Annotated in this window: 14 protein-coding genes; 7 read left to right on the forward strand and 7 right to left on the reverse strand. The window is 37.7% G+C overall.

The window, feature by feature from the left end; all coding sequences use genetic code 11:
• Positions 1 to 18 precede the first annotated feature (18 nt).
• A complete protein-coding gene (locus CGC47_RS08580) occupies positions 19 to 1,440 on the forward strand; it encodes an ATP-dependent DNA helicase (protein WP_041999598.1) in 1,422 nt (473 codons plus the stop codon).
• On the opposite strand, the gene CGC47_RS08585 is transcribed toward CGC47_RS08580, so the two are convergent.
• The gene (locus tag CGC47_RS08585; protein ID WP_041988074.1) at positions 1,441 to 2,358 is read right to left on the reverse strand and encodes an LLM class oxidoreductase; all 918 of its coding nucleotides are present in this window, start codon (positions 2,356 to 2,358) and stop codon (positions 1,441 to 1,443) included. It lies immediately after the preceding gene.
• Positions 2,359 to 2,486: 128 nt separating this feature from the next.
• On the opposite strand from CGC47_RS08585, the gene kdsB reads away from it, so the two are divergent.
• The 3 genes from kdsB (at position 2,487) to rlmB (ending at position 5,223) form a co-directional block, all read left to right on the forward strand.
• Positions 2,487 to 3,236 (forward strand): 3-deoxy-manno-octulosonate cytidylyltransferase, encoded by a 750-nt coding sequence (kdsB, locus tag CGC47_RS08590; RefSeq protein WP_041999594.1) that lies wholly within the window; start codon positions 2,487 to 2,489, stop codon positions 3,234 to 3,236.
• Positions 3,237 to 3,319: 83 nt separating this feature from the next.
• Positions 3,320 to 4,195, forward strand: coding sequence for a succinate--CoA ligase subunit alpha (sucD, locus tag CGC47_RS08595; RefSeq protein ID WP_041913486.1), 876 nt, complete (start codon positions 3,320 to 3,322; stop codon positions 4,193 to 4,195).
• Positions 4,196 to 4,479: 284 nt separating this feature from the next.
• Positions 4,480 to 5,223, forward strand: coding sequence for a 23S rRNA (guanosine(2251)-2'-O)-methyltransferase RlmB (gene rlmB, locus CGC47_RS08600; protein WP_013996444.1), 744 nt, complete (start codon positions 4,480 to 4,482; stop codon positions 5,221 to 5,223).
• A 69-nt stretch (positions 5,224 to 5,292) separates the two neighbouring features.
• Here rlmB and infB read toward each other — a convergent pair whose 3' ends face one another.
• The 3 genes from infB to rimP are packed head-to-tail and all read right to left on the reverse strand — an operon-like array spanning position 5,293 to position 9,867.
• Positions 5,293 to 8,121 (reverse strand): translation initiation factor IF-2, encoded by a 2,829-nt coding sequence (gene infB / locus CGC47_RS08605; protein WP_041999591.1) that lies wholly within the window; start codon positions 8,119 to 8,121, stop codon positions 5,293 to 5,295.
• Between the two features lie 25 nt (positions 8,122 to 8,146).
• The gene (gene nusA / locus CGC47_RS08610; protein ID WP_013996446.1) at positions 8,147 to 9,385 is read right to left on the reverse strand and encodes a transcription termination factor NusA; all 1,239 of its coding nucleotides are present in this window, start codon (positions 9,383 to 9,385) and stop codon (positions 8,147 to 8,149) included.
• A gap of 14 nt (positions 9,386 to 9,399) precedes the next feature.
• The gene (gene rimP, locus CGC47_RS08615) at positions 9,400 to 9,867 is read right to left on the reverse strand and encodes a ribosome assembly cofactor RimP (RefSeq protein ID WP_013996447.1); all 468 of its coding nucleotides are present in this window, start codon (positions 9,865 to 9,867) and stop codon (positions 9,400 to 9,402) included.
• Positions 9,868 to 10,049: 182 nt separating this feature from the next.
• On the opposite strand from rimP, the gene CGC47_RS08620 reads away from it, so the two are divergent.
• Positions 10,050 to 10,871 carry a universal stress protein gene (locus tag CGC47_RS08620; RefSeq protein ID WP_041999588.1) on the forward strand — a complete coding sequence of 274 codons (822 nt, stop codon included), beginning with the start codon at positions 10,050 to 10,052 and terminating at the stop codon, positions 10,869 to 10,871.
• Between the two features lie 75 nt (positions 10,872 to 10,946).
• Here the strand turns inward: CGC47_RS08620 and CGC47_RS08625 are convergent, their stop codons facing one another.
• The 3 genes from CGC47_RS08625 to hemA all read right to left on the reverse strand — a co-directional run bounded on the left by CGC47_RS08625 (position 10,947) and on the right by hemA (position 14,184).
• The gene (locus CGC47_RS08625; protein WP_041988085.1) at positions 10,947 to 11,579 is read right to left on the reverse strand and encodes a 4'-phosphopantetheinyl transferase family protein; all 633 of its coding nucleotides are present in this window, start codon (positions 11,577 to 11,579) and stop codon (positions 10,947 to 10,949) included.
• Positions 11,580 to 11,996: 417 nt separating this feature from the next.
• Complete coding sequence (hemC, locus tag CGC47_RS08630) at positions 11,997 to 12,914, reverse strand: hydroxymethylbilane synthase (protein ID WP_041999585.1); 918 nt, start codon at positions 12,912 to 12,914, stop codon at positions 11,997 to 11,999.
• A 16-nt stretch (positions 12,915 to 12,930) separates the two neighbouring features.
• A complete protein-coding gene (hemA, locus tag CGC47_RS08635) occupies positions 12,931 to 14,184 on the reverse strand; it encodes a glutamyl-tRNA reductase (protein WP_041999582.1) in 1,254 nt (417 codons plus the stop codon).
• A gap of 196 nt (positions 14,185 to 14,380) precedes the next feature.
• On the opposite strand from hemA, the gene CGC47_RS08640 reads away from it, so the two are divergent.
• Both CGC47_RS08640 and CGC47_RS08645 read left to right on the forward strand, forming a co-directional pair.
• A complete protein-coding gene (locus CGC47_RS08640) occupies positions 14,381 to 15,271 on the forward strand; it encodes a helix-turn-helix transcriptional regulator (RefSeq protein WP_095900241.1) in 891 nt (296 codons plus the stop codon).
• Positions 15,272 to 15,372: 101 nt separating this feature from the next.
• Positions 15,373 to 20,847 carry an alpha-2-macroglobulin family protein gene (locus tag CGC47_RS08645; protein ID WP_095900242.1) on the forward strand — a complete coding sequence of 1,825 codons (5,475 nt, stop codon included), beginning with the start codon at positions 15,373 to 15,375 and terminating at the stop codon, positions 20,845 to 20,847.
• Positions 20,848 to 20,921 lie beyond the last annotated feature (74 nt).

Here is a 20,921-nt window from a genome sequence, read left to right on the forward strand (position 1 = left end):
TGACAAAATATTTTTTTGATGGATAAACAATTGTTTTACAAAACACTATTACAATCCTTTGAGCATACCCCGACCTCATTGCAAAAGGTAGCATTACAGTTACTTACAGATTTTTTATTCGCAACACAAAAAAATAAACTTTTTTTACTGAAAGGATTTGCTGGAACTGGAAAAACGTCCATCGTCAATTGTTTGTCGGCTCAATTGGGGCTCATAAAACAGAGAGTCGTTTTGTTAGCTCCTACCGGAAGGGCAGCAAAAGTAATTACCAGTTTTTCAGGACAAGAAGCTTTTACCATACATAAATATATTTATTATACTAAAAATCAAAGTGGCGGACTTTTATTTTCGCTAAAGCCTAATAAACATAAAAATACGTTATTTGTTGTAGATGAAGCTTCTATGATTGCTGATGTCGGTTTTGAAGGTAGCGATTCAGTACTTGATGATTTAATGCGTTTTGTGTATCAGGGAGAAAATTGCCGATTGCTTCTGATGGGCGATACGGCACAGCTTCCGCCCGTTACGATGACTTCCAGTCCTGCTTTGGATATCCGAAACTTAGAAGTACGATACGGTAAAGAAGTAACTCATATTGAACTTACTGAGGTAGTTCGACAAGAGAAAAATTCAGGAATTTTGTATAACGCCACTCGGATTAGAGAATGCCTTTTTGAATACTTTACTAACCATTTTCGTTTTGAAATACGTCCGTTTAAAGATATCGTTTGGCTTACCGAAGGTGTTGAAATACAGGAAGCTATACAAGATAGTTATGCACTTAAAGGTGTTGAGCAAAGCACTATTGTTGTACGCTCTAATAAGCGTGCGGTGCTGTATAACAAGCAGATACGTCAAGTGATTTTAGGACAGGAAAGTGAATTAGCCTCAGGAGATTTGCTTATGGTGGTAAAAAATAATTACTATTGGCTTAAAGGTTCCAATCAGGTGAATTTTATTGCCAATGGTGATACTTTGGAAGTTCTTCGAGTGTACACTTATAAAGATTTATACGGATTTCGGTTTGCGGAGGTAAATGTCCGTTTGATAGATTATCCCAATCAACCGCCTTTTGATACCGTGTTACTGCTTGATACCTTAGCCTCTGAATGGGCGTCGTTATCTGCTCAAGACACCAATCGCCTTTACCAAGAAGTACTCGAAGATTATGCCGATGAGTCCTCGGCTTACAAAAAGTATATGAAAGTAAAAGAAAATACATTCTTCAATGCGCTTCAAGTCAAATTTTCGTATGCGATTACTTGCCATAAAAGTCAAGGAGGGCAGTGGGCACACGTTTTTATTGAAAAACCTTATCTGCCTGACGGAGTAAATGAAGACTACCTACGATGGCTGTACACGGCACTTACCCGAGCCACTGAAAAAATCTATCTGATTAACTTTAAGGAAGAAGATTTTTGGTTAGATGACGAATATTAGTTATCGTAGCTGCGGAAGTACTTCTTTTCCAATTTCATCAAGGATAACATCCATAGGTCGAGTGGCATTTTTGAGCATCAAAATAGCGTGATTAACCCCTAATTTTTTCAGCGTTAAGAACATATCTATCAGGTAGTTTCTTCCCAATCGGAAGCCTAAGTTGATTTGTAAGGGCTCAAAATCGGGGTTTTCATCCAAATCAATATAAACCGACTGAATATAAGGCTTATAGGGAAGCGCCTCTTTTTGTAAGGTTTCTTGCCAATTTTTCACGATTTTTCCCGTAAGGGTAAATTCGCGGGGGTAGTATATCCAACCATCACCATTTTTAGCAATCCAATCTAAATTGATGCCTCCTGCGTGTCCAGTGATATAGGTAGGGATAGTTCCTTGTAAGGGTTTAGGAATGATATCACCTGTGCCCGAGAGAAGTGTCCCGAATTCGTTATTATATTCAGGGAAACTAGTCTTCCAAAAGTCGCGTAACATTTTCAGATGTTCCGAAAAATGAGCGCTACGCAATTCGAAAGGTTTGTCAAAAGCAGGGTATTCTACGGGTCGGTCGCCCGAAGCTACCCCAAAATGAAACCGATTCGGGAAAAGACAATCCAAACTTGCAGCAGCTTTTGCCACATATATCGGATGTCGTAATGGTAGAATAATACTTGCCGTACCTATCTTGATAGTTTTGGTTAAAGAAGCCACGTGAGCCAGATAAATCCAAGGGTCGTAAATTTGTCCTGCATCTCCGAACTCGGGGTTGTTGATAGGAATATCGCGAACCCAAAGTGTGTGAAACCCATTAGCTTCAGCTTGTTGGGCTAATTTTATTTGATTTTCCATTTTAGGAACAGCTCCTTCGTATGCTTCTATCGGAAACATAATTCCTACCGAAAGATGATGCGGATCAATTAACATAGACTCGATTTTCGACAAATATACTTCATATTCGCGAAATGAGAGCAGTTTAATTGCTAAAATATTTCAAATTTTTAGCTTAAAATGTAAAAAAAAACTTATTTTTGTTTGTCATAAAATTCTCAATAATGAAAATAGTAGCAATGATCCCTGCGCGTTACAACGCTTCGCGATTTCCAGCAAAACTGATGCAAGACTTGGAGGGCAAACCCGTTATCGTACGTACTTTTCAGGCAGTTGTTGCCACACAATTGTTTGATAAAGTCTATGTGGTTACTGATGATGAGCGTATTGGGCAAAGCATAAAAGAGCACGGTGGAGAAGTTATTTACAGCCGTAAAGAACATCAAAGTGGGAGCGACCGACTTGCAGAGGCTTGTGAATTTTTAGATGTAGATGTCATTGTAAACGTTCAAGGAGATGAACCCTTTACCCAAAAAGAATCGTTAAGTTTACTGATAGATATTTTTAAAAAAGATTCGTGTAGAGAAGTAGATGTTGCTACTCTTATGGAGGAAATCGACAACCCTGAAGACATTTCCAATCCGAACAATGTAAAGGTAGTCGTCAATAAAAATTGTGATGCTCTTTACTTTTCACGAGCGTTTATTCCTTTTCCAAGAGATCCCGATTCAGGGCTTTATCATAAACATATCGGGATATACGCTTATCGTAAATCGGCTTTGATGGCATTCTCTCAACTAAGCGAATCGATGCTCGAAAAAACCGAAAAACTCGAACAATTACGATATTTAGAAAACGGATTTAAAATTCGTCTGGCACTCACCAAGCAATCCACCATAGGTATCGATACCGAAGCCGACTTGATAAAAGCCAGAAAGTTGTGGAGAGAAACACAACAAAATCAAAAAAAATAAAAATATTTGAATATTATTTTTGAAATCTCAGCGAAATACATACTTTTGCTTGTAACACATTACTTAAATCAAATAAAAGACAAATGAGTGTATTAGTTAATAAAAATTCTAAAATAGTGGTGCAAGGCTTCACAGGGAGCGAAGGAACCTTCCACGCCGAGCAGATGATTGAATATGGTACCAATGTAGTAGGAGGTATTACTCCTGGAAAAGGAGGGCAAACCCATTTGGGCAAACCCGTTTTCAATACCGTTCGTGAAGCGGTGGAAAGCCTCGGGGCTGATACTTCTATCATTTTTGTTCCACCTGCTTTTGCCGCTGATGCCATTATGGAGGCTGCTGATGCTGGGATAAAAGTTATAATCACCATTACAGAAGGAATTCCTGTGGCAGATATGATTAAGGTAAAGGATTACATAAAGGACAAAGATTGCCGATTGGTTGGTCCGAATTGTCCTGGGGTAATCACTCCAGAAGAGGCTAAAGTAGGTATTATGCCAGGTTTTATTTTCAAAAAAGGAAATGTAGGAATTGTTTCAAAATCAGGGACACTTACCTATGAAGCTGCAGACCAAATCGTTCGCCAAGGATTGGGAATAACTACTGCCATTGGTATCGGTGGTGACCCTATCATCGGTACTACTACCAAAGAAGCTGTTGAGTTGCTTATCAATGACCCTGAGACTCAATGTGTGGTTATGATTGGTGAGATAGGCGGACAATTAGAAGCTGATGCAGCCAAATGGATTCAACAAAGTGGCACGAAAAAACCTGTAGTAGGTTTTATTGCTGGTGAAACTGCCCCTAAAGGGCGTACTATGGGACACGCCGGAGCCATCGTAGGTGGTGCCGATGACACTGCTGAAGCAAAAAAGAAAATTATGAGAGCTTGTGGTATTCACGTAGTTGATTCTCCTGCAAAAATCGGGGAGAAAGTAGCTGAGGTGATGAAAAAATAATATTTTCATAAATTACACGGATAAAAACCTATATGTAGTGCCCCCAAAATTTTGGGGGCATTTTTATAATAAATAAATTTTGAAGAAGTTACGTAAAAGTAGGATAACAAAACGTTTATCTTACATTTACAATGTGGTTAGAATTATTTTAATGCTTTTATAATTAGCTTACTATGAATTAAAACGATTTTGTAAGTTTCGTAAATCGAATTTCACAATAACTTACTTATAAATTTGCTGAAATATCGTTACCTTTACCTCTTCTTAAAAAAAATCAATTCATTATGGAAAGAGAAAGCTATCAAATTTTCGGTATTCGAGCCGTAATTGAAGCCATACAATCAGGAAAAACAATTGATAAAATTTTTGTTCAAAAAGGATTGAAAGGCACATTATTCCAACAACTAAAAGAACTCCTTGAAAAAGAACAAATTGCTATTTCATATGTACCCACAGAAAAGTTAAATCGTTTAACTAAGAAGAATCATCAAGGGGTGGTTGCTAATCTTTCTCCCATTGAATATCATCACTTTGAGGATTTGGTACTCAATACCATTGAAAGTGGGAACTCCCCTCTATTTTTGGTATTAGACCATCTTTCCGATGTTCGTAATTTTGGAGCTATTATACGAACAGCTCTCTGTACAGGAGTCTCAGGGATAATTATCCCTAAAAGAGGAAGTGTTTCTGTTACTGCCGACACGGTAAAAACTTCCGCAGGAGCTGCCTTTAAGGTACCCATTTGTAAAGTTGAAAATTTAAGAGATGCCTTGTTTTTCTTACAATCTAGTGGAATTAAGGTAATCGCCGCTACCGAAAAAACAGACCAACTTATTTATAATATATCAATGACAGAACCTATTGCCATCATTATGGGAGCAGAAGATGTAGGTATTGCTCCAGCACTACTGAAAACCGCTGATGAGAAGGCGAAATTGCCTATGGTGGGCGAAATCGGTTCACTCAATGTTTCCGTAGCTTGTGGGGTATTTCTGTATGAAGTACTGCGACAACGTATCTCCAAATAAACGAAAATTATCCAAATGAAAAACTCCCGTTAAGTGAGCAACTTAACGGGAGTTTTTTATAATGATTGATTATAATTTCTTTTTAACGGCTACCTCTTGGAAGGCTTCTAATACGTCCCATTCTTTCAAGTCGTTATAATTTTTGACTTGTAAACCACAGTCATAACCTTTTGAAACCTCCTTAACGTCGTCTTTAAAGCGTTTAAGTGAAGCCAATTCACCAGTGTAAATAACTACTCCTTCTCTGATAATACGTATTTTAGAGTTTCGGAATATCTTCCCGTCGGTAACCATACACCCTGCAATAGTACCTACTTTGGATATTTTAAATAGTTCACGTACCTCTACCGTTCCGGTAACCTCTTCCTTCATCACTGGTGAAAGCATTCCTTCCATAGCATCTTTCAAATCGTTGATAGCGTCGTAGATGATGGAGTAAGAACGGATATCAATCTCTTCTCTCTCAGCCAAAGTACGTGCATTTGCCATAGGTCGAACGTTAAAGCCTATGATAATAGCGTCAGAAGCTGAAGCCAACAATACGTCAGACTCTGTAATAGCCCCAACCCCTTTGTGTATGATAGATACTTGAATTTCTTCGGTGGATAGTTTTTGGAAAGAATCCGTAAGGGCTTCTACAGAACCGTCCACATCTCCTTTTAAGATGATGTTAAGCTGCTTGAAGTCACCCAATGCAATACGTCTTCCGATTTCATCAAGCGTAATGTGTCGTTGTGTGCGTACCGATTGTTCACGAAGCAATTGTGCTCTTTTGGCTACGATTTGTTTTGCTTCGCGCTCATCTTCAAACACGTAGAATTTATCTCCTGCTTGAGGTGCGCCGTCTAACCCTAAAATAGAAATCGGGGTTGAAGGTCCAGCAGTTTTAACTTTTTTACCTCGCTCATCGTGCATTGCCCTAATTTTTCCAGAATTCGTTCCTGCCAAAACATAGTCCCCTACGCGCAAGGTTCCAGCTTCTACCAATACGGTAGAGACATACCCCCTTCCTTTGTCAAGCGATGCCTCAACCACTGTTCCTAATGCTAGTTTGTCGGGATTAGCACGTAATTCTAATAATTCGGCTTCTAGTAATACTTTTTCCAAAAGTTCTTGTACGCCAAGTCCCGTTTTAGCCGAAATGTCTTGCGATTGAATTTTTCCTCCCCAATCTTCCACCAAAAGGTTCATTCCTGCTAAACGCTCTTTAATCTTTTCAGGATTTGCGGTAGGTTTATCTACTTTATTGATAGCGAATATAATAGGAACACCTGCTGCTTGAGCGTGGCTGATAGCTTCTTTAGTTTGTGGCATCACATCATCATCAGCAGCAACCACAATAATGGCAATATCGGTTACTTTGGTACCACGAGCACGCATAGCGGTAAATGCTTCGTGTCCAGGGGTGTCTAAGAATGTAATTCGTTCGCCATTTTCTAATTTAACGCTGTAAGCTCCAATGTGTTGGGTGATTCCTCCGCTTTCTCCTGCAATTACGTTTTCCTTTCGAATATAGTCCAACAAGGAGGTTTTTCCGTGGTCAACGTGTCCCATTACGGTAACTATCGGAGCGCGTGGTTTTAAATCTTCTTCGCGGTCTTCTTCGGTGGCAATAGCTTCTTCAATATCAGCTGTGGCAAATTCCACATCAAAACCGAATTCATCAGCCACTATGGTTAGTGTTTCAGCATCTAAGCGCTGATTCATCGTTACCATAATACCCAATGACATACACGCACCGATAACTTTATTGATCGGTACATTCATCATCGTGGCTACTTCGTCAACAGTTACGAATTCAGTTACTTTCAAGATTTTTTCTTCTTGTTCGAGTTGTGCCAACTCGTGTTCCGTTTTTAGTCGGTGGGAATCACGTTTTTCCCTACGATATTTCGCGCCTTTTGATTTATTGGCTTTTCCTTGGAGTTTTTCCAAAGTTTCACGCACCTGCTTTTGTACTTCTTCGTCAGTAGGTTCAACTTTAGCAAAAAACTTACCTTTTTTATCTTTTCCGCCTTCTTTTCCGTCCTTTTTCTTATGGTTTCCTGCTCCAGTGTTTGCTGTGGCTACCTCTTCTTTACGGATACGTTTGCGTTTACGCTTTTTACTTTCCGCATCATCAGTATTTTTATCATTTTCCGTACCTGATTTTGCGTTTCCTTTTTTATTCTTTTTGCCTTTTTTCTTTTCGAACTGACTTAAATCAATTTTATCTCCAACAATGGTAGGACCTGAAAGTTTTTGATATTGTGTTTCAATAACTCCAGTTTCAGGAGTTTCGTTATTATCAGTAGGCTCTTGAGTTTCTTCTTTTTTAACTTTTTTAGGATTTTCCTTTTCTTTTTTCTGATTTTGAGGGATTTGAGGTTGAGGTTTTTGTTTTTTAGGTTGCTCTTGAGGTGCTTCTGGGGTTTCTTCGATTTTTGGTTGTATAATTTCTTCAGCTTTTTGTTGTTCCTCAATGGGTTGAGGTTTTTGCTCTATTTCTTGTTGAGCTGTTTGAGCAGGAGCTTCAGGTTGTTTTTCGGCTTTAGCCTCGTCTTTCTTACGGTTCAAGTCGATCTTTCCTACCGATTTTATCCCTGGAAGTATGCCTTTAGCTTTGATAACTTCCTGTTCTTGAGCCTTGCGCTTCTCTTCATTTTCTTTTTCTTGTTCGATGCGGATGGCTTCACGCTCTTTGCGTTTGTCCTCAACAATTTCTTTGGATGCTTCTTTTTTGCTTTTGTCCGAATCGAATTCGTTAGAAAGCAATTGCGATACCTCTGCCGAAATTTTAGTATTTGGCGAAGCTTCTATTTCGTGCCCTTTCGATGCTAAAAATTCAACAGCCCTTTCCAAGGAAATATTTAATTCCCTTAAAATTTTATTTAATCTTGTAACTTTACCCTCACTCATAAGCTTTTATCTACCTCCTAAATATTTATTTTTCAAATTCTTCTTCTAAAACTTTGATTACCTCCACAATGGTTTCTTCTTCTAAATCGGTACGTTTCATTAGGTCAGAAACCTCCAATTCAAGGATACTTTTGGCGGTATCCAATCCAGCTTTTTTGAATTCTTCAATAATCCAAGCCTCTATTTCATCGTCAAATTCATCCAAATCAATATCTTCATCCATCGTAACTCCTTCACGATATACGTCAATTTCATAGCCACTCAACTGACTCGCCAAGCGAATGTTATGCCCTGACTTCCCGATAGCTTTTGAAACCTCTTCGGGTTGTAAAAATACTTCGGCACGTTTTTCAGCTTCATTGATAGTTACTGAACTTACTTTGGCAGGGGCTAAGGCTCTGGTAATAAGTAAACTTGGGTTGTTCGTAAAATTAATCACATCAATGTTTTCGTTGCCTAATTCTCGCACAATTCCGTGAATACGCGAACCGCGTACCCCCACACAAGCTCCTACGGCATCAATACGGTCGTCGTATGAATCAACGGCTACTTTTGCTTTATCTCCAGGGATACGAACTACCTTGTTGATGGTGATAAGTCCGTCCATTACCTCAGGAATTTCCTGTTCAAAGAGGCGCTCCAAGAAATCAGGAGAAGTTCTTGACATAATGATAGCAGGTTTGTTTCCTTTGAGCTCTACCGACTCAATCACTCCGCGAACGTGTTCTCCTTTTTTGAAGAAATCCGAAGGAATTTGTTTGTCTTTAGGCAGTACAATTTCATTACCTTCATCATCTAAAAGAATTACCGCACGATGGCGGATGTGATGCACTTCAGCCACATAAATTTGCCCAATTAAATCTTTGAATCGGCGATAAATGGTTGTGCTGTCGTATTCGTGTATTTTAGAAATCAGATTTTGGCGTAATGCCAAAATAGCTCTTCGCCCGAGGTCTTTTAGTTTTACCTCTTCTGATACTTCTTCGCCCACCTCAAAGTCGGGTTCTATTTTACGGGCTTCGGTAAGGGTAATTTCTTGATTGGGGTCTTCTACCTCATCGTCTTCTACCACTATTCGATTTCTCCAGATTTCTAAATCTCCTTTATCAGGGTTAATAATTATATCAAAATTATCATCTGAACCATATTTCTTTTTCAGAGTATTTCGGAAAACTTCCTCCAGAATAGCCATAAGCGTTTCTCGGTTAATGAGTTTATCGTCTTTAAACTCTGAAAAAGATTCTATCAATTCAAGATTTTCCATATTGCAATTTTAAATTAAAATTTAATGATAACTTTTGTTTCTTTTATGTGATTGAGTGCAATTTTTTGCTCTTTAACAACGGTAATTTTACCTTTGCCTACGGGCTTAGGTTCGCGTGTTGTGGTTTGTAGCAATACCTCTTGGTCGGTAATGTTTTTTAAAACACCTTGGTAAATTTTACCTTCGGTGGTCTTTACTTCGACCTCACGACCGATATTTTTATGGTATTGGCGCTCATTTACAAAAGGTTCAGTAGCTCCAAACGAGGTTACTTCTATAGAGAAATCTACCTCTTCGCGGTCTAAATTATGTTCTATCGCTCGGCTTAGTGCAATACAATCGTCAATACCCACACCTTTATCACCATCTATAACTATTTTTACCGAATAATCAGCCGATACTGATAAATCAATCAAAAACAAGCTTTGATTTTCTTGTAGTGCGTTGTCAACGAGTTGTTTAACCTTATTTTTAAATTCCATAATAGTATAAAAAGAGGGGACTTACTCGTCCCCTCAAAATTCCTTCTGATGGCGCAAAGATACAGCTTTTTATTTATTTACAAAAATATTTGAGAAACTATTTTGTTTTTTATCAAAACTTTACGTACCTTTATGGTCGATAAAAGGTGTTCAATTTGTTTAATTATAAAAATAATTCAGCTATGAAAAATATTCTTGTAACTACCGATTTTTCTGAAAAATCAAATGCCTCACTACGAGTAGCTATTTCTTTGGCTAAGAAGCACAATGCAAAAGTTTTTATTTTGCACGTTGTTGACCTTCCGATGCGTTTGGCAACCCAAAGTCAAATAGCCATTCCTGAGGCGATGTATTTTTTGAATCTGTCAAAGCAACGTTTTGCAGAACTTATGAAAGACCTTGATAGCGAGGGGGTTGAAATCCGAGACATTGTTGAAACCAACGTTTTAGCAGCAAGTGTTGAAGAAGCGATAAAAAAACATCACATTGATTTGGTGGTAATGGGCTCCAACGGAGCTTCGGGTTTGAAGGAAATTTTTGTGGGGTCAAACGCCGAAAAGGTGGTTCGAAATGCCTCTGTTCCCGTTTTGGTTATCAAGGACCCAGAAGAAAAATTAGAAGTAAAACGCATTGTTTTTGCTTGTGATTTTTCTGAAAGATTCATAAGACCTTTTGAAAAAGCCATTGAATTTTCAAAGTTGTTTGATGCTCAAATTGATTTAGTTTTTGTCAATACGCCTTATCAGTTTTTAACTACCTATGAAATTAACGAGAGAATAGCTAAGTTTTTAGCCGCTAATGAAAGTTTTAAAAACTATAAGGTTCACGTTTACAATGATATCCGCATAGAAACTGGAATTCTAAACTTTGTTGCCGAGAATGATATTGATTTGGTTTGTATGTTCCCCAGCGGAAGAAAAGGCATCGCTCACTTCTTTAACGGAAGCATCAGTGGTGATTTGGTAAACCACGCTACTAAACCTGTACTTACTATAAAATTATAGTATAACCCATTGAAAGACAAAAAAGTCAGTAACTTTTAAATTACTGACTTTTTTAGTTTTTAATGTAATCGTTTTTTAAGCGGGTAAACAACAAGCCAATACAAAGTCGTCTTCCAATTGCATAAAAGAAATTCTGTAATAGGAACCCTCTCCCTCACTGGGTGCCACTTTTACTTTTGTTTTGGTGTCATTAGGGAAGAAGTCCTTCACCAGAATTTGATTTATTGTAATGTCGCCTTTACCATAGGCTTTGTAGGCGGCTTCTTTTGCCGTCCAGATCATAGTGAGTTTTTGCACAATACTACTCTTAAGTAACGATGTGTTTTCAGGCTTCCACGGTGTAAATTTGGGGCTTATTTGAATGAAGCGGTCTTGTTTGAGTTCAATATCAACTCCTACCTCATTTTTACTAATAGCAACAGCTACCATATCTCTTGAGTGGCTTATTGATATGTACTTACCGTCATTAAGCAATGGTTTACCTTGCTCATTATAAGTCAAATCCCCAGGAGCATAACCATTCATTTTAAGTATTTTTCGTACAGACAAAAAGTTCTTTTTATCTGTTTCAGGCTTTATCTGTTCAAGCCTAGACACTTCTTCGTTACTTAAAGACACTTCTTGCTGCAATTCCTCCAAAGATTCCACAGATTTTTTTACGTAAATCTGTGTATTCTTATCCACATTAATCGTATCCAATAACAACATATTTCACTTTCTTAATTTTCAGAGGGCAAAGGTAACTATTTTCTGATTACTATACAATTGACTTACAAGAGAGTAAATGTTTTTAAATTAATTTTTAACTTTTATTAACTAAAAAAAGGATGTATAAAAGCTTAAACTACCGTATTTATTCCCCAATTTATAGCGTTTTACGTGATTTTTTCTTTTTTGTGAAAAAAAGGAGCGTAAAAATGAATTAACATTTCGTGTAATAAATTGTAAATGTGTGTTTTATGTTTTTGGGTTTGATTCGATAAAAACAAATTTATTTTTAAATATCTGATTTTCAGCTTTTTATATATATTATGATTTTATAACAGATTTAACCCAATTTTATCATTGTTCAAAAAGAGTTTACTCTAAAAAGCCTATAAGTCAATATACTAAATATGATAAAAATCATTTTTTCATTGCTTCAAAAATAGAGTCCATCAAGGCTTTTCCTCCATTTTCAAGAATTTCTAAGGCGCAAGTTTTTCCAAAATAAAAATAATTATTGATAGAGATTTCCTTTTTTACCGCTATTTTTTCACTGCCATCTAAAGAGAATAATGCGCCTTCAAATGATATGATTTCATTTTTGATTTGAGCAAAAGCCCCTATTGGAGCAGTACACCCACCTTCAAGCACACGTAAAAATTCACGCTCAATATGAGTACAAATTTCTGTTTTAGGGTCATTGAGCTTGGCTACGGCATCTGAACTAAAGGTATCATTTTGATTTACAACCACTACCATAGCTCCTTGTGCGGGGGCAGGAATCATCCAATCTAACACTTGATGTTTTTGAGGTTTTTTCCCGATGCGTTCCAATCCAGCGGCAGCAAAAATAGCGCCTTGCCACGCATTTTCTTCCAATTTTTGTAAACGAGTATTTACATTACCACGTAGGTCAACTACTTTATGATGAGGGAATTGGTGTAACCATTGTGCCTTACGGCGTAAGCTACCTGTGGCAATAATGGTTTGCCTATCAAGAACATCCAAAGTATCTTTATAGACTAAAATATCGTGTACGGAGGCTCGAGGCAATACGGCTTTTTGTACAATTCCTATGGGTAGCGCTGTAGGAACGTCTTTCATACTATGAACAGCAATGTCAATCTTACCTGTTATCATAGCCACGTCTAACGTTTTGGTGAAAACACCAGTAATTCCCATTTCGTAAAGGGGCTTGTCTAAAACCAAATCACCTTCTGACTTTATGGGAACAATTTGGGTTTGATAACCCAAATTCTGTAATTGATTTTTAACGGTATTTGCTTGCCACAAAGCCAACTCACTATCTCGAGTACCTATTCGTATTGTCTTCTGCATAAATTATTCGGATAGGTTAAATATCAGCCATTTCCAGCTGAAAAACTTGTTGCATCCAAGCCACACTCTCTTCCGAAGTATCCGAATCTTTTAAATGATTTACAAAATGAGTAGTGATTTTTTGTATGATGCGGTTGCTGATAATTTCGGCTTGTTCTTCGTTAAAATTGGCGATTTTTTTTCGTTGAAAATCCAATTCTGCATTTTTCATATTTTCCAATTTCGACTTGAGGGCTTGTATGGCTGGAGCAAATCTACGACCGTCCAACCATTGGAAAAATTCACTACTAACCTCACTAATGATTTGTTTCGCTTGTGGTATGAACGTTTTTCGACGCTCCATTGCATCGCTGGTCATTTGCGAGAGGGCATCCATATGCACCAAAGTTACTCCTTCGACTTGCTCAACATCTTCTTTTACGTTTTTTGGGACGGACAAATCCAAAATTAGGCATTTTTTTCCGCCAGAAATATTTTCTTTGGAAACGGTAGGGGTTTGCGCTCCAGTGGCTACTACCAGAACATCTGCTTTAGCTAGTTCTGTATCTAAATCTTTATAATCTTTAACTAACAGATTAAACTTTCCAGCGATTTGTTCGGCTTTTTCTTTGGTTCTATTGATTAGAGTAATGTGTTTATTTTGCGTGTGTTTTATTAAATTTTCGCAAGTATTTCTACCGATTTTACCCAAACCGAAAAGCAGGATATTTTTTTGAGAAACTTCAGGAATGTGTTGTAAAATGTATTGCACAGCTGCAAAGGAAACTGAAGCCGCCCCCGAGGAAAGCCCTGTTTCATTTTTGATGCGTTTACTTGCGGAAATAACGCTATTGAGCAATCGTTCGGTAAAGGCATTGGCTACCCCACATTGGCGTGAAAGCGAGAAACTTTGTTTGAGCTGACCAATAATTTCAAAATCACCCAAAATTTGACTGTCAAGCCCTGTTCCTACCTCAAAAAGATGCTGAACGGCTTCACGATTCTTACGTACGTAGCCTATTTTCTGAAAAGCATCAACCGTACCGCAAGAAAATTCACACAACAACTGAATCAACTGAAACGGATGTTCGGCATAGCCGTAAAGCTCCGTACGGTTACAAGTAGATATCACAAGTAACTCATCAAAGCCTTCGAATTTTGCTTTTTCCAATAAAAGTTGTTTATTTTGAGCCGATAAGCTAAACAGCCCACGAGTAGCTGCATCTGCTTTTTTGTAGCTTAGCCCTACGCAATAAAAACTTTTATTCTTTGACAAATGATGTTGATTCATACCTAATTTATCATTACTCGAAGGCAAAATTAGAGGCTTTAATAAAAAAGAAATAACGCTAAAGGAACTTTTTTTAACGCATCGTGAATTTTATCGTTTTTTTGAATCATTATAAATAAGTTTTCTTACTTTTGCCCTAAATACAAGGCTTGTAATTGATTTAATATAGAATGTTTCTAAATAAAACAAGTAGCTAATGAACATTTCTCTTTTTAAAAATATCGCTCAAGGGACTGCCGAAATTTTTATCATTGACGATGCTATTGTACTTATAAAAAATCAAAATGATAGCGCACAAATGGTGGAGTTCAAGCACGAGGTTTATCAGAATTATATTCAATTCCATTTCAATATTAAAGGGATAGCGTATTTTCTGTTCAATATGGGGCAGTATCAAGTGTCGTTACCCGCAGGTAAGATGCTTTTGCTTTATAATCCGCAAAAGGAACTTCCTTTACATCAGAAGATTGAACCCAAATCAAGCGTAGTTTCAGTACTGATTTCGATACAGAAATTTCATTCACTTTTTTCTAATGAAGCTGAATACGTAGATTTTTTAAAAGTAGAAAATAAAGATAAAAAATATTACACCGAAGATGAAGTTTCACCTTCTATTATGGTGGTTTTACATCAAATGATTAACGCTAATTTTCAGAAAAATCTGCAACCTCTTTATCTTAAAAGTAAGATTTACGAATTGCTTACCTTGTATTTCAATCGTTCTGTCGAAACCGATATTGAGCAATGTCCTTTCCTTGCCGATGAAGAAAATATTTTAAAAATAAGGAAAGCCAAAGAAATTATCATAGAAAATATGGCAGAACCGCCTTCGCTACCCGAGTTGGCGCATCAGGTGGGGTTGAATATCAAGAAATTGAAGGAAGGATTCAAGCAAGTGTATGGCGATTCGGTTTATGCCTTTTTGTTTGACTACAAAATGGATTTGGCAAGGAAGATGTTGGAAAGCAATGAGTTTAACGTCAATGAAGTCAGCCTAAAAGTGGGCTATAGTACCCCCAGTCATTTTATTGCAGCTTTCAAAAAAAAGTACGGAACTACACCCAAAAAATACTTGATGAATTTGTAAAACCATTACTTTTGAAATTTTTAACAGAAAAATCACTTTGAATTTCCTAGTAAAGAGCAATTTTTTCATACCTTTACACCAGTTTTATAAAGAATTTACTTATGAAAAAAATAGCTCTTTTTTTAGTCGCTTTTGTGGTGTTAGTAGGCTGTAATAGAGGAGGTAAGGGCTCTGGAAACAGTGATCCTTTACTGTATAAGGAGTATATTTCGGCTTTTACTGGCGGAATTATCTCAAGTGCAGAACCTATTGAAATTACTTTCAACAAAGAAATTTCTGAGGAAAAACTCAAAAAAATTTCAGACTTAAAACTTTTTGAAATTTCTCCTAAAGTAAAAGGGGAAGTTGTTGCGGTTTCGTCCACTAAGTTGCAGTTTCGTCCTGAAAAACGTTTGGAACAAGCACAAGAATATCAAATCACCTTTCATTTGGCAAAACTATTTTCGGTGGCTGAAAATTTGGAAGAATTCCGATTTTCAGCAAAAACGATGGAACAAGTTTTTTCTATGTATGGATTTGATTTACAGTCATATAATGAAAACTTGTTTTTTCTTAACGCTAATTTTATGGCTACTGATGAAGTTTCTGGTGCTGAGGCTAAAAACTTTTTCGTTGCGAAAATTGGCAATAAAAATTATCCGATAAAATTCGCTCAAGAAGGTACAGGACGAGTTTTTTCTTTCGTTGTGGATAGCATTCAAAGAACCAGCGAAGAGCAGACGTTAAAACTGCTTTGGAATACCGATTGGGTCAAAACTGACGATGCCGAAGCTCATTCGGTAATCATTCCTGCCAATGGTGATTTTAGTGTCATTTCAACCTTTAATCCTTCTGATACCAATAAGGAATATTGGATAAACTTTTCCGAGCCTCTTGATAAAAATCAGAATTTTAACGGATTGGTGATACTCAAAAACACTAAAACACAAGCCTTTGCTTCGCTTTCTTTCGGAGTTAATGGAAATGTTTTAAAACTATTTACCGATTCGCCTTTAATAGGAGATTATCAGCTTACTGTCCACCAAGGAATTAAGAGTGTTTATGGTAAACGTTTGAATGAAAGTCAAGATTTTGAAGTTTCTTTTTTGGAATCAAAACCGAAAGTAGAATTACTGCGTAATGGAACTATTCTGCCCAGTTCCGAAAATTTAAAAATCAATTTTAAAGCTATCAATTTGCGTGCGGTGGACGCCACCGTTTATCGTATTTTTGAAAACAACGTATTACAATTCTTACAAGATAATGATTTAAGTTCGGCAACTTCACTACTTCGAGTAGGAAGACCCATTGCCAAAAAAGTAATTGTACTGAATAACGGCTCTGCGCAAAATTCCAAACAATGGAGCACGTATGCTCTGGATTTGTCTTCATTGATTACTCCTGAACCTGGTGCTATTTACAGAGTAGAGCTTGACTTCAAGCGTAATTACTCACTATATCAATGCGGGGAAGAGCTAAAACCATTAGACCTTTCTTTCAATGAAGAACCTTTAGAAAAGGATAACTATTTTAGTCATTACGATGATTATGATTATTATTGGGACGACAGTGATGACCCGTGTGAAGAAGCCTACTATTATGGCAAACAGGTGGCTACTAATATTTTAGCTTCGGACTTAGGGGTGATCGTTAAAAGAGGGCAAACCAATAATTTTATTTTTGCGGTAAATAACATTATAAATACTGAGTCTGTTCACGGTGCTAATGTTGAAGTTTATGATTATCAACAGCAAAAAATTCAAGAAGGAAGAACCGATAACAAAGGTTTAGTTTCACTAAATCTGTCTCGCAATGCTTATTTTGCGGTGGTGAAGAAAGATGCCAATACTACTTATGTTAAAATTGACAATAACTATGCACAATCCGTAAGTAAATATGATGTTGATGGAGTAAGGCTTCAAAAAGGGTTAAACGGATACATTTACACCGAAAGAGGAGTTTGGCGTCCTGGTGATAGTATCCACGTAGGCTTTGTTTTGAATGATTTTGCTTCCAAATCACCCGAGAAATTACCTATCAAATTGGTGTTTACTGACCCGCACGGAAAAGTTATCACCGAACGAATGCAGCCTTCTAACGCGTCTAATCATTACAAATTCAGCTTAAAGACATCACCCCAAGCACCTACCGGGAATTGGAATGTTTCTATAGCTGTAGGAGCGGCTCGCTTTGGCAAACAAATTAAAATCGAAACCATAAAACCTAACCGATTAAAGATTGAAAATAGCCTCAACGGGAAACAAATTTCTTCAGAAGGTGGCAGAGGAAGTTTGGCAGTAAAGTGGTTACACGGCTCACCAGCAGGAAATACACAGGTTGATGTGAAAGCGAAGCTTTACAATATGAAAACTACTTTCAAGGGCTATGAAAAATTCATTTTTAATAATGAAGCTCAACGTTATGAAAGTGAAGAAATTTCAATTTATAGCGGAAAAACAGATGCACAAGGTAATGCTGATTTCGTCTTTGAAAATGAAGAATTTAATTCACCAGGAATGCTCAAGGTAAATTTCCTTACCAAAGCCAACGAAAGTGGCGGTGATTTTAGCACCGATGTGTCTTCGGCAACCCTTTCACCTTATGAAAGTTATGTGGGTATTTCGCTACCTACCCCAAATAAATACAATTATTACAATACCAATGAGAAACACAATTTCCAAACTGTAGTGGTTTCTGAAAATGGTAAACCTTTGCGTAACAAAAAAATACAAGTTACGGTTTATAAAACAGGTTGGAATTGGTGGTGGGATGCCTCTAACCAAAATATTTCTACTTATAGTAGTTCTCGAAGTAATATTGTTTATACTTCCCAACAAATCCATACGAATTCCGATGGAAAAGCTCAGTTTGAGTTAAACATTCCAGATGGTGATTGGGGGAAATATTTCATTTTACTTACTGACCAATCTAGTGGGCATCACGCAGGGACTTCCATTTATTTTGATTGGGGAGATTGGTACGGAAAATCCAGAGAGACCTCTAATAATGAGCAAGCCACAATGCTTACCTTAGGTATGGATAAGCAAGAATATGGTGTAAATGAGAAAGCGCGATTGTTTTTCCCCTCTGATAAAGGAGGGCGTGCCTTTATTTCTATTGAAAACGGAAGTGAAGTGCTGGAAACGCATTGGGTAGAGACCGCTGAGAAGGAGACAACCTTTGAGCTATCAGTAACTAATAAAATGGCGCCTAATGTGTATGCTTATGTAACTTATTTACAGCCACATATAAATACCAAAAACGATGCCCCTATTCGTCTTTACGGCATTCTACCCATTGCTGTGGTTGATAAAGCTACTAAACTTGAACCTCAAATACAAATGGCTGAGGTATTGCGCCCTGAGCAGAAAACGACCATCAAGGTGAGTGAAAAGTCGGGCAAAGCAATGACTTATACATTGGCTATTGTAGAGGATGGGCTTTTGAATTTAACTCGTTTTAAAACTCCGAATCCCTGGAACAGCTTCTTCGCTAAAACGGCTTTGGGAGTAAAAACTTGGGATGTTTATAATGATGTGATAGGAGCTTACGGAGGTACTATAAATCAGGTGCTTAGTATAGGTGGAGATGAAGATTTAGGGGGGTCGGAGGCTCAAAAAGCCAATCGTTTCAAACCTTTTGTCATCTTTAAAGGTCCTTTTGAGCTCAAAGCAGGAAAAACGGATGCTCACGAGGTTCAAATCCCAAATTATATTGGCTCGGCAAGGGTGATGGTAATTGCCTCACAAGTATCTGAAAATGCGTATGGTTTTGCCGAAAAAACGGAGGTGCCTGTACGTAGTCCGTTAATGGTTTTAGGTTCTTTGCCCAGAAAAGCTGTACCGGGTGAGAAAATTACACTCCCTGTTACTGTTTTTGCTATGGAAAACCACGTAAAAAATGTTTCGATTTCGGTAGAGTCGAACAATCATTTTAAAGTGGTTAGCAATCGTTCACAGTCGTTGCGTTTCGATAATCCGTCTGAAAAAATGGCGTATTTTGAGTTAGAAACCACTGCACAAACGGGTATAGGTAAGGTAAAAATAGTAGCGACTTCGGGTAATGAAAAGGCAACCTATGAAGTGGAAATGGATGTTTACAATCCTAATCCGGTGACTTATGTAGTTGAAAATGCTACCATTTCTGCTGGTCAAAAAGTTGATTTAAAAGCGGCTTTGTTTGGCGAATCAGGAAGCAATCAAACCGTATTGGAAATTTCAAGTTTCCCAGGGGTAAATTTACATCAGCGTTTGAATTATTTAATTACGTATCCGCACGGATGTTTGGAGCAAGTCACTTCGGGGGCTTTCCCACAATTATTTATCGGTGATTTTGTAAAAATGGAAGATGAAAAAGCGCAACAAATTCAGAGAAACGTTACGGTTGCCATTGCGAAACTTTTTGAAAATCAGCTTTCCGATGGAGGATTTGCATATTGGAAAGGAAATCGTTATGCGGACGATTGGGGTACTTCGTACGTAGGGCACTTCTTCATTGAAGCCGAGAAAAAGGGATTTGCGTTGCCTTCTGGAAGTAAATCAAAGTGGTTGAACTATCAAAAGAGTGAAGCCCGTCAATGGCGTTTCAAACCAGAATATGGAAATGATTTTGCTCAAGCCTACCGTTTATATACCTTAGCCTTAGCTGGAAGCGCTGATTTAGCAGCGATGAATCGTTTGCGTGAAACGGCAGACATTTCGGCTAATGCAAAACGCCTATTGGCAGCAGCTTATGCCGTTTCGGGACATAAGAAAACAGCAGGTGCACTGTTCCAAAACACTAGTTTAGACGGAAATTATTACTACGGTTCGGAGGTTAGAAATAAAGCGATGGCTTTGGAAACGGCTTTACTAATAGATAAAAAAACAGATGCAAACCGTTGGGCTTTGGAAATTGCCGAAAAACTATCTTCTTCTGAGTGGATGAGTACGCAAACTACCGCTTATGCGCTTTATGCTATGGCAAAATACGTGCAAATAAATAAAAGCGGTAAAAGCTTTAACGCTTCGTACACACTCAATGGGAAAACGGAAAAATTGTCGTCCAGTCAGGCAATGCTATCCAAAGAGTTGAACGTTAAAGGAGAAAATGCGTCTTTGCAAGTGAAAAACGATTCCGAGCAAACGTTATTTGTTAAGCTCATATCCAGTGGAGTGTTACCTGTGGGTAAAGAGTTGGCTATGGAAAACGGACTTTCCGTAAGTACCTCTTACAAAAACGCTTCAGGGAATACCATTAACGAGACGGAGGTGGTTCAAGGTACCGAAATTTGGGCAACCATTAGCATTAAGAACATTACCAACGAAAGGGTTGAAAATGTAGCTTTAACGCAAATCATTCCATCGGGTTGGGAGATTATCAATACGCGATATGCCGATTTTGACAATACCGAAGCTCCACTCATTGATTATGCTGATTTCCGTGATGATAGAGCCAATTTCTATATGTCGCTTAAAGCAGGAGAAACCAAGAAAATCGTTTTGAAGCTACATGCTTCATATGCAGGAGCCTACTACTTGCCAGGTACTTTTGCCGAAGCGATGTATGACAACCGATACAATACCCGTACTTCGGGCAAAAGGGTCACTGTAAAATAATGATTTTATAATAATTCAAAAAAATGGAATACCCCCAAAATGTAAAATACGTTTTGGGGTTATTTTTATGAAAA

This window comes from Capnocytophaga canimorsus (assembly GCF_002302565.1).
Lineage (GTDB): Bacteria > Bacteroidota > Bacteroidia > Flavobacteriales > Flavobacteriaceae > Capnocytophaga > Capnocytophaga canimorsus.

What these genes read in the sequence shown, in the direction of transcription:
- rimP (WP_013996447.1), bottom strand. Translation starts at nt 9,867, where the DNA reads ATGGAATTTAAAAATAAGGTTAAACAACTCGTTGACAACGCACTACAA.
- hemA (WP_041999582.1), bottom strand. Translation starts at nt 14,184, where the DNA reads ATGAATCAACATCATTTGTCAAAGAATAAAAGTTTTTATTGCGTAGGG.
- hemC (WP_041999585.1), bottom strand. Translation starts at nt 12,914, where the DNA reads ATGCAGAAGACAATACGAATAGGTACTCGAGATAGTGAGTTGGCTTTG.
- CGC47_RS08645 (WP_095900242.1), top strand. Translation starts at nt 15,373, where the DNA reads ATGAAAAAAATAGCTCTTTTTTTAGTCGCTTTTGTGGTGTTAGTAGGC.
- CGC47_RS08585 (WP_041988074.1), bottom strand. Translation starts at nt 2,358, where the DNA reads ATGTTAATTGATCCGCATCATCTTTCGGTAGGAATTATGTTTCCGATA.
- rlmB (WP_013996444.1), top strand. Translation starts at nt 4,480, where the DNA reads ATGGAAAGAGAAAGCTATCAAATTTTCGGTATTCGAGCCGTAATTGAA.
- CGC47_RS08625 (WP_041988085.1), bottom strand. Translation starts at nt 11,579, where the DNA reads ATGTTGTTATTGGATACGATTAATGTGGATAAGAATACACAGATTTAC.
- nusA (WP_013996446.1), bottom strand. Translation starts at nt 9,385, where the DNA reads ATGGAAAATCTTGAATTGATAGAATCTTTTTCAGAGTTTAAAGACGAT.
- kdsB (WP_041999594.1), top strand. Translation starts at nt 2,487, where the DNA reads ATGAAAATAGTAGCAATGATCCCTGCGCGTTACAACGCTTCGCGATTT.
- CGC47_RS08620 (WP_041999588.1), top strand. Translation starts at nt 10,050, where the DNA reads ATGAAAAATATTCTTGTAACTACCGATTTTTCTGAAAAATCAAATGCC.
- CGC47_RS08640 (WP_095900241.1), top strand. Translation starts at nt 14,381, where the DNA reads ATGAACATTTCTCTTTTTAAAAATATCGCTCAAGGGACTGCCGAAATT.
- CGC47_RS08580 (WP_041999598.1), top strand. Translation starts at nt 19, where the DNA reads ATGGATAAACAATTGTTTTACAAAACACTATTACAATCCTTTGAGCAT.
- sucD (WP_041913486.1), top strand. Translation starts at nt 3,320, where the DNA reads ATGAGTGTATTAGTTAATAAAAATTCTAAAATAGTGGTGCAAGGCTTC.
- infB (WP_041999591.1), bottom strand. Translation starts at nt 8,121, where the DNA reads ATGAGTGAGGGTAAAGTTACAAGATTAAATAAAATTTTAAGGGAATTA.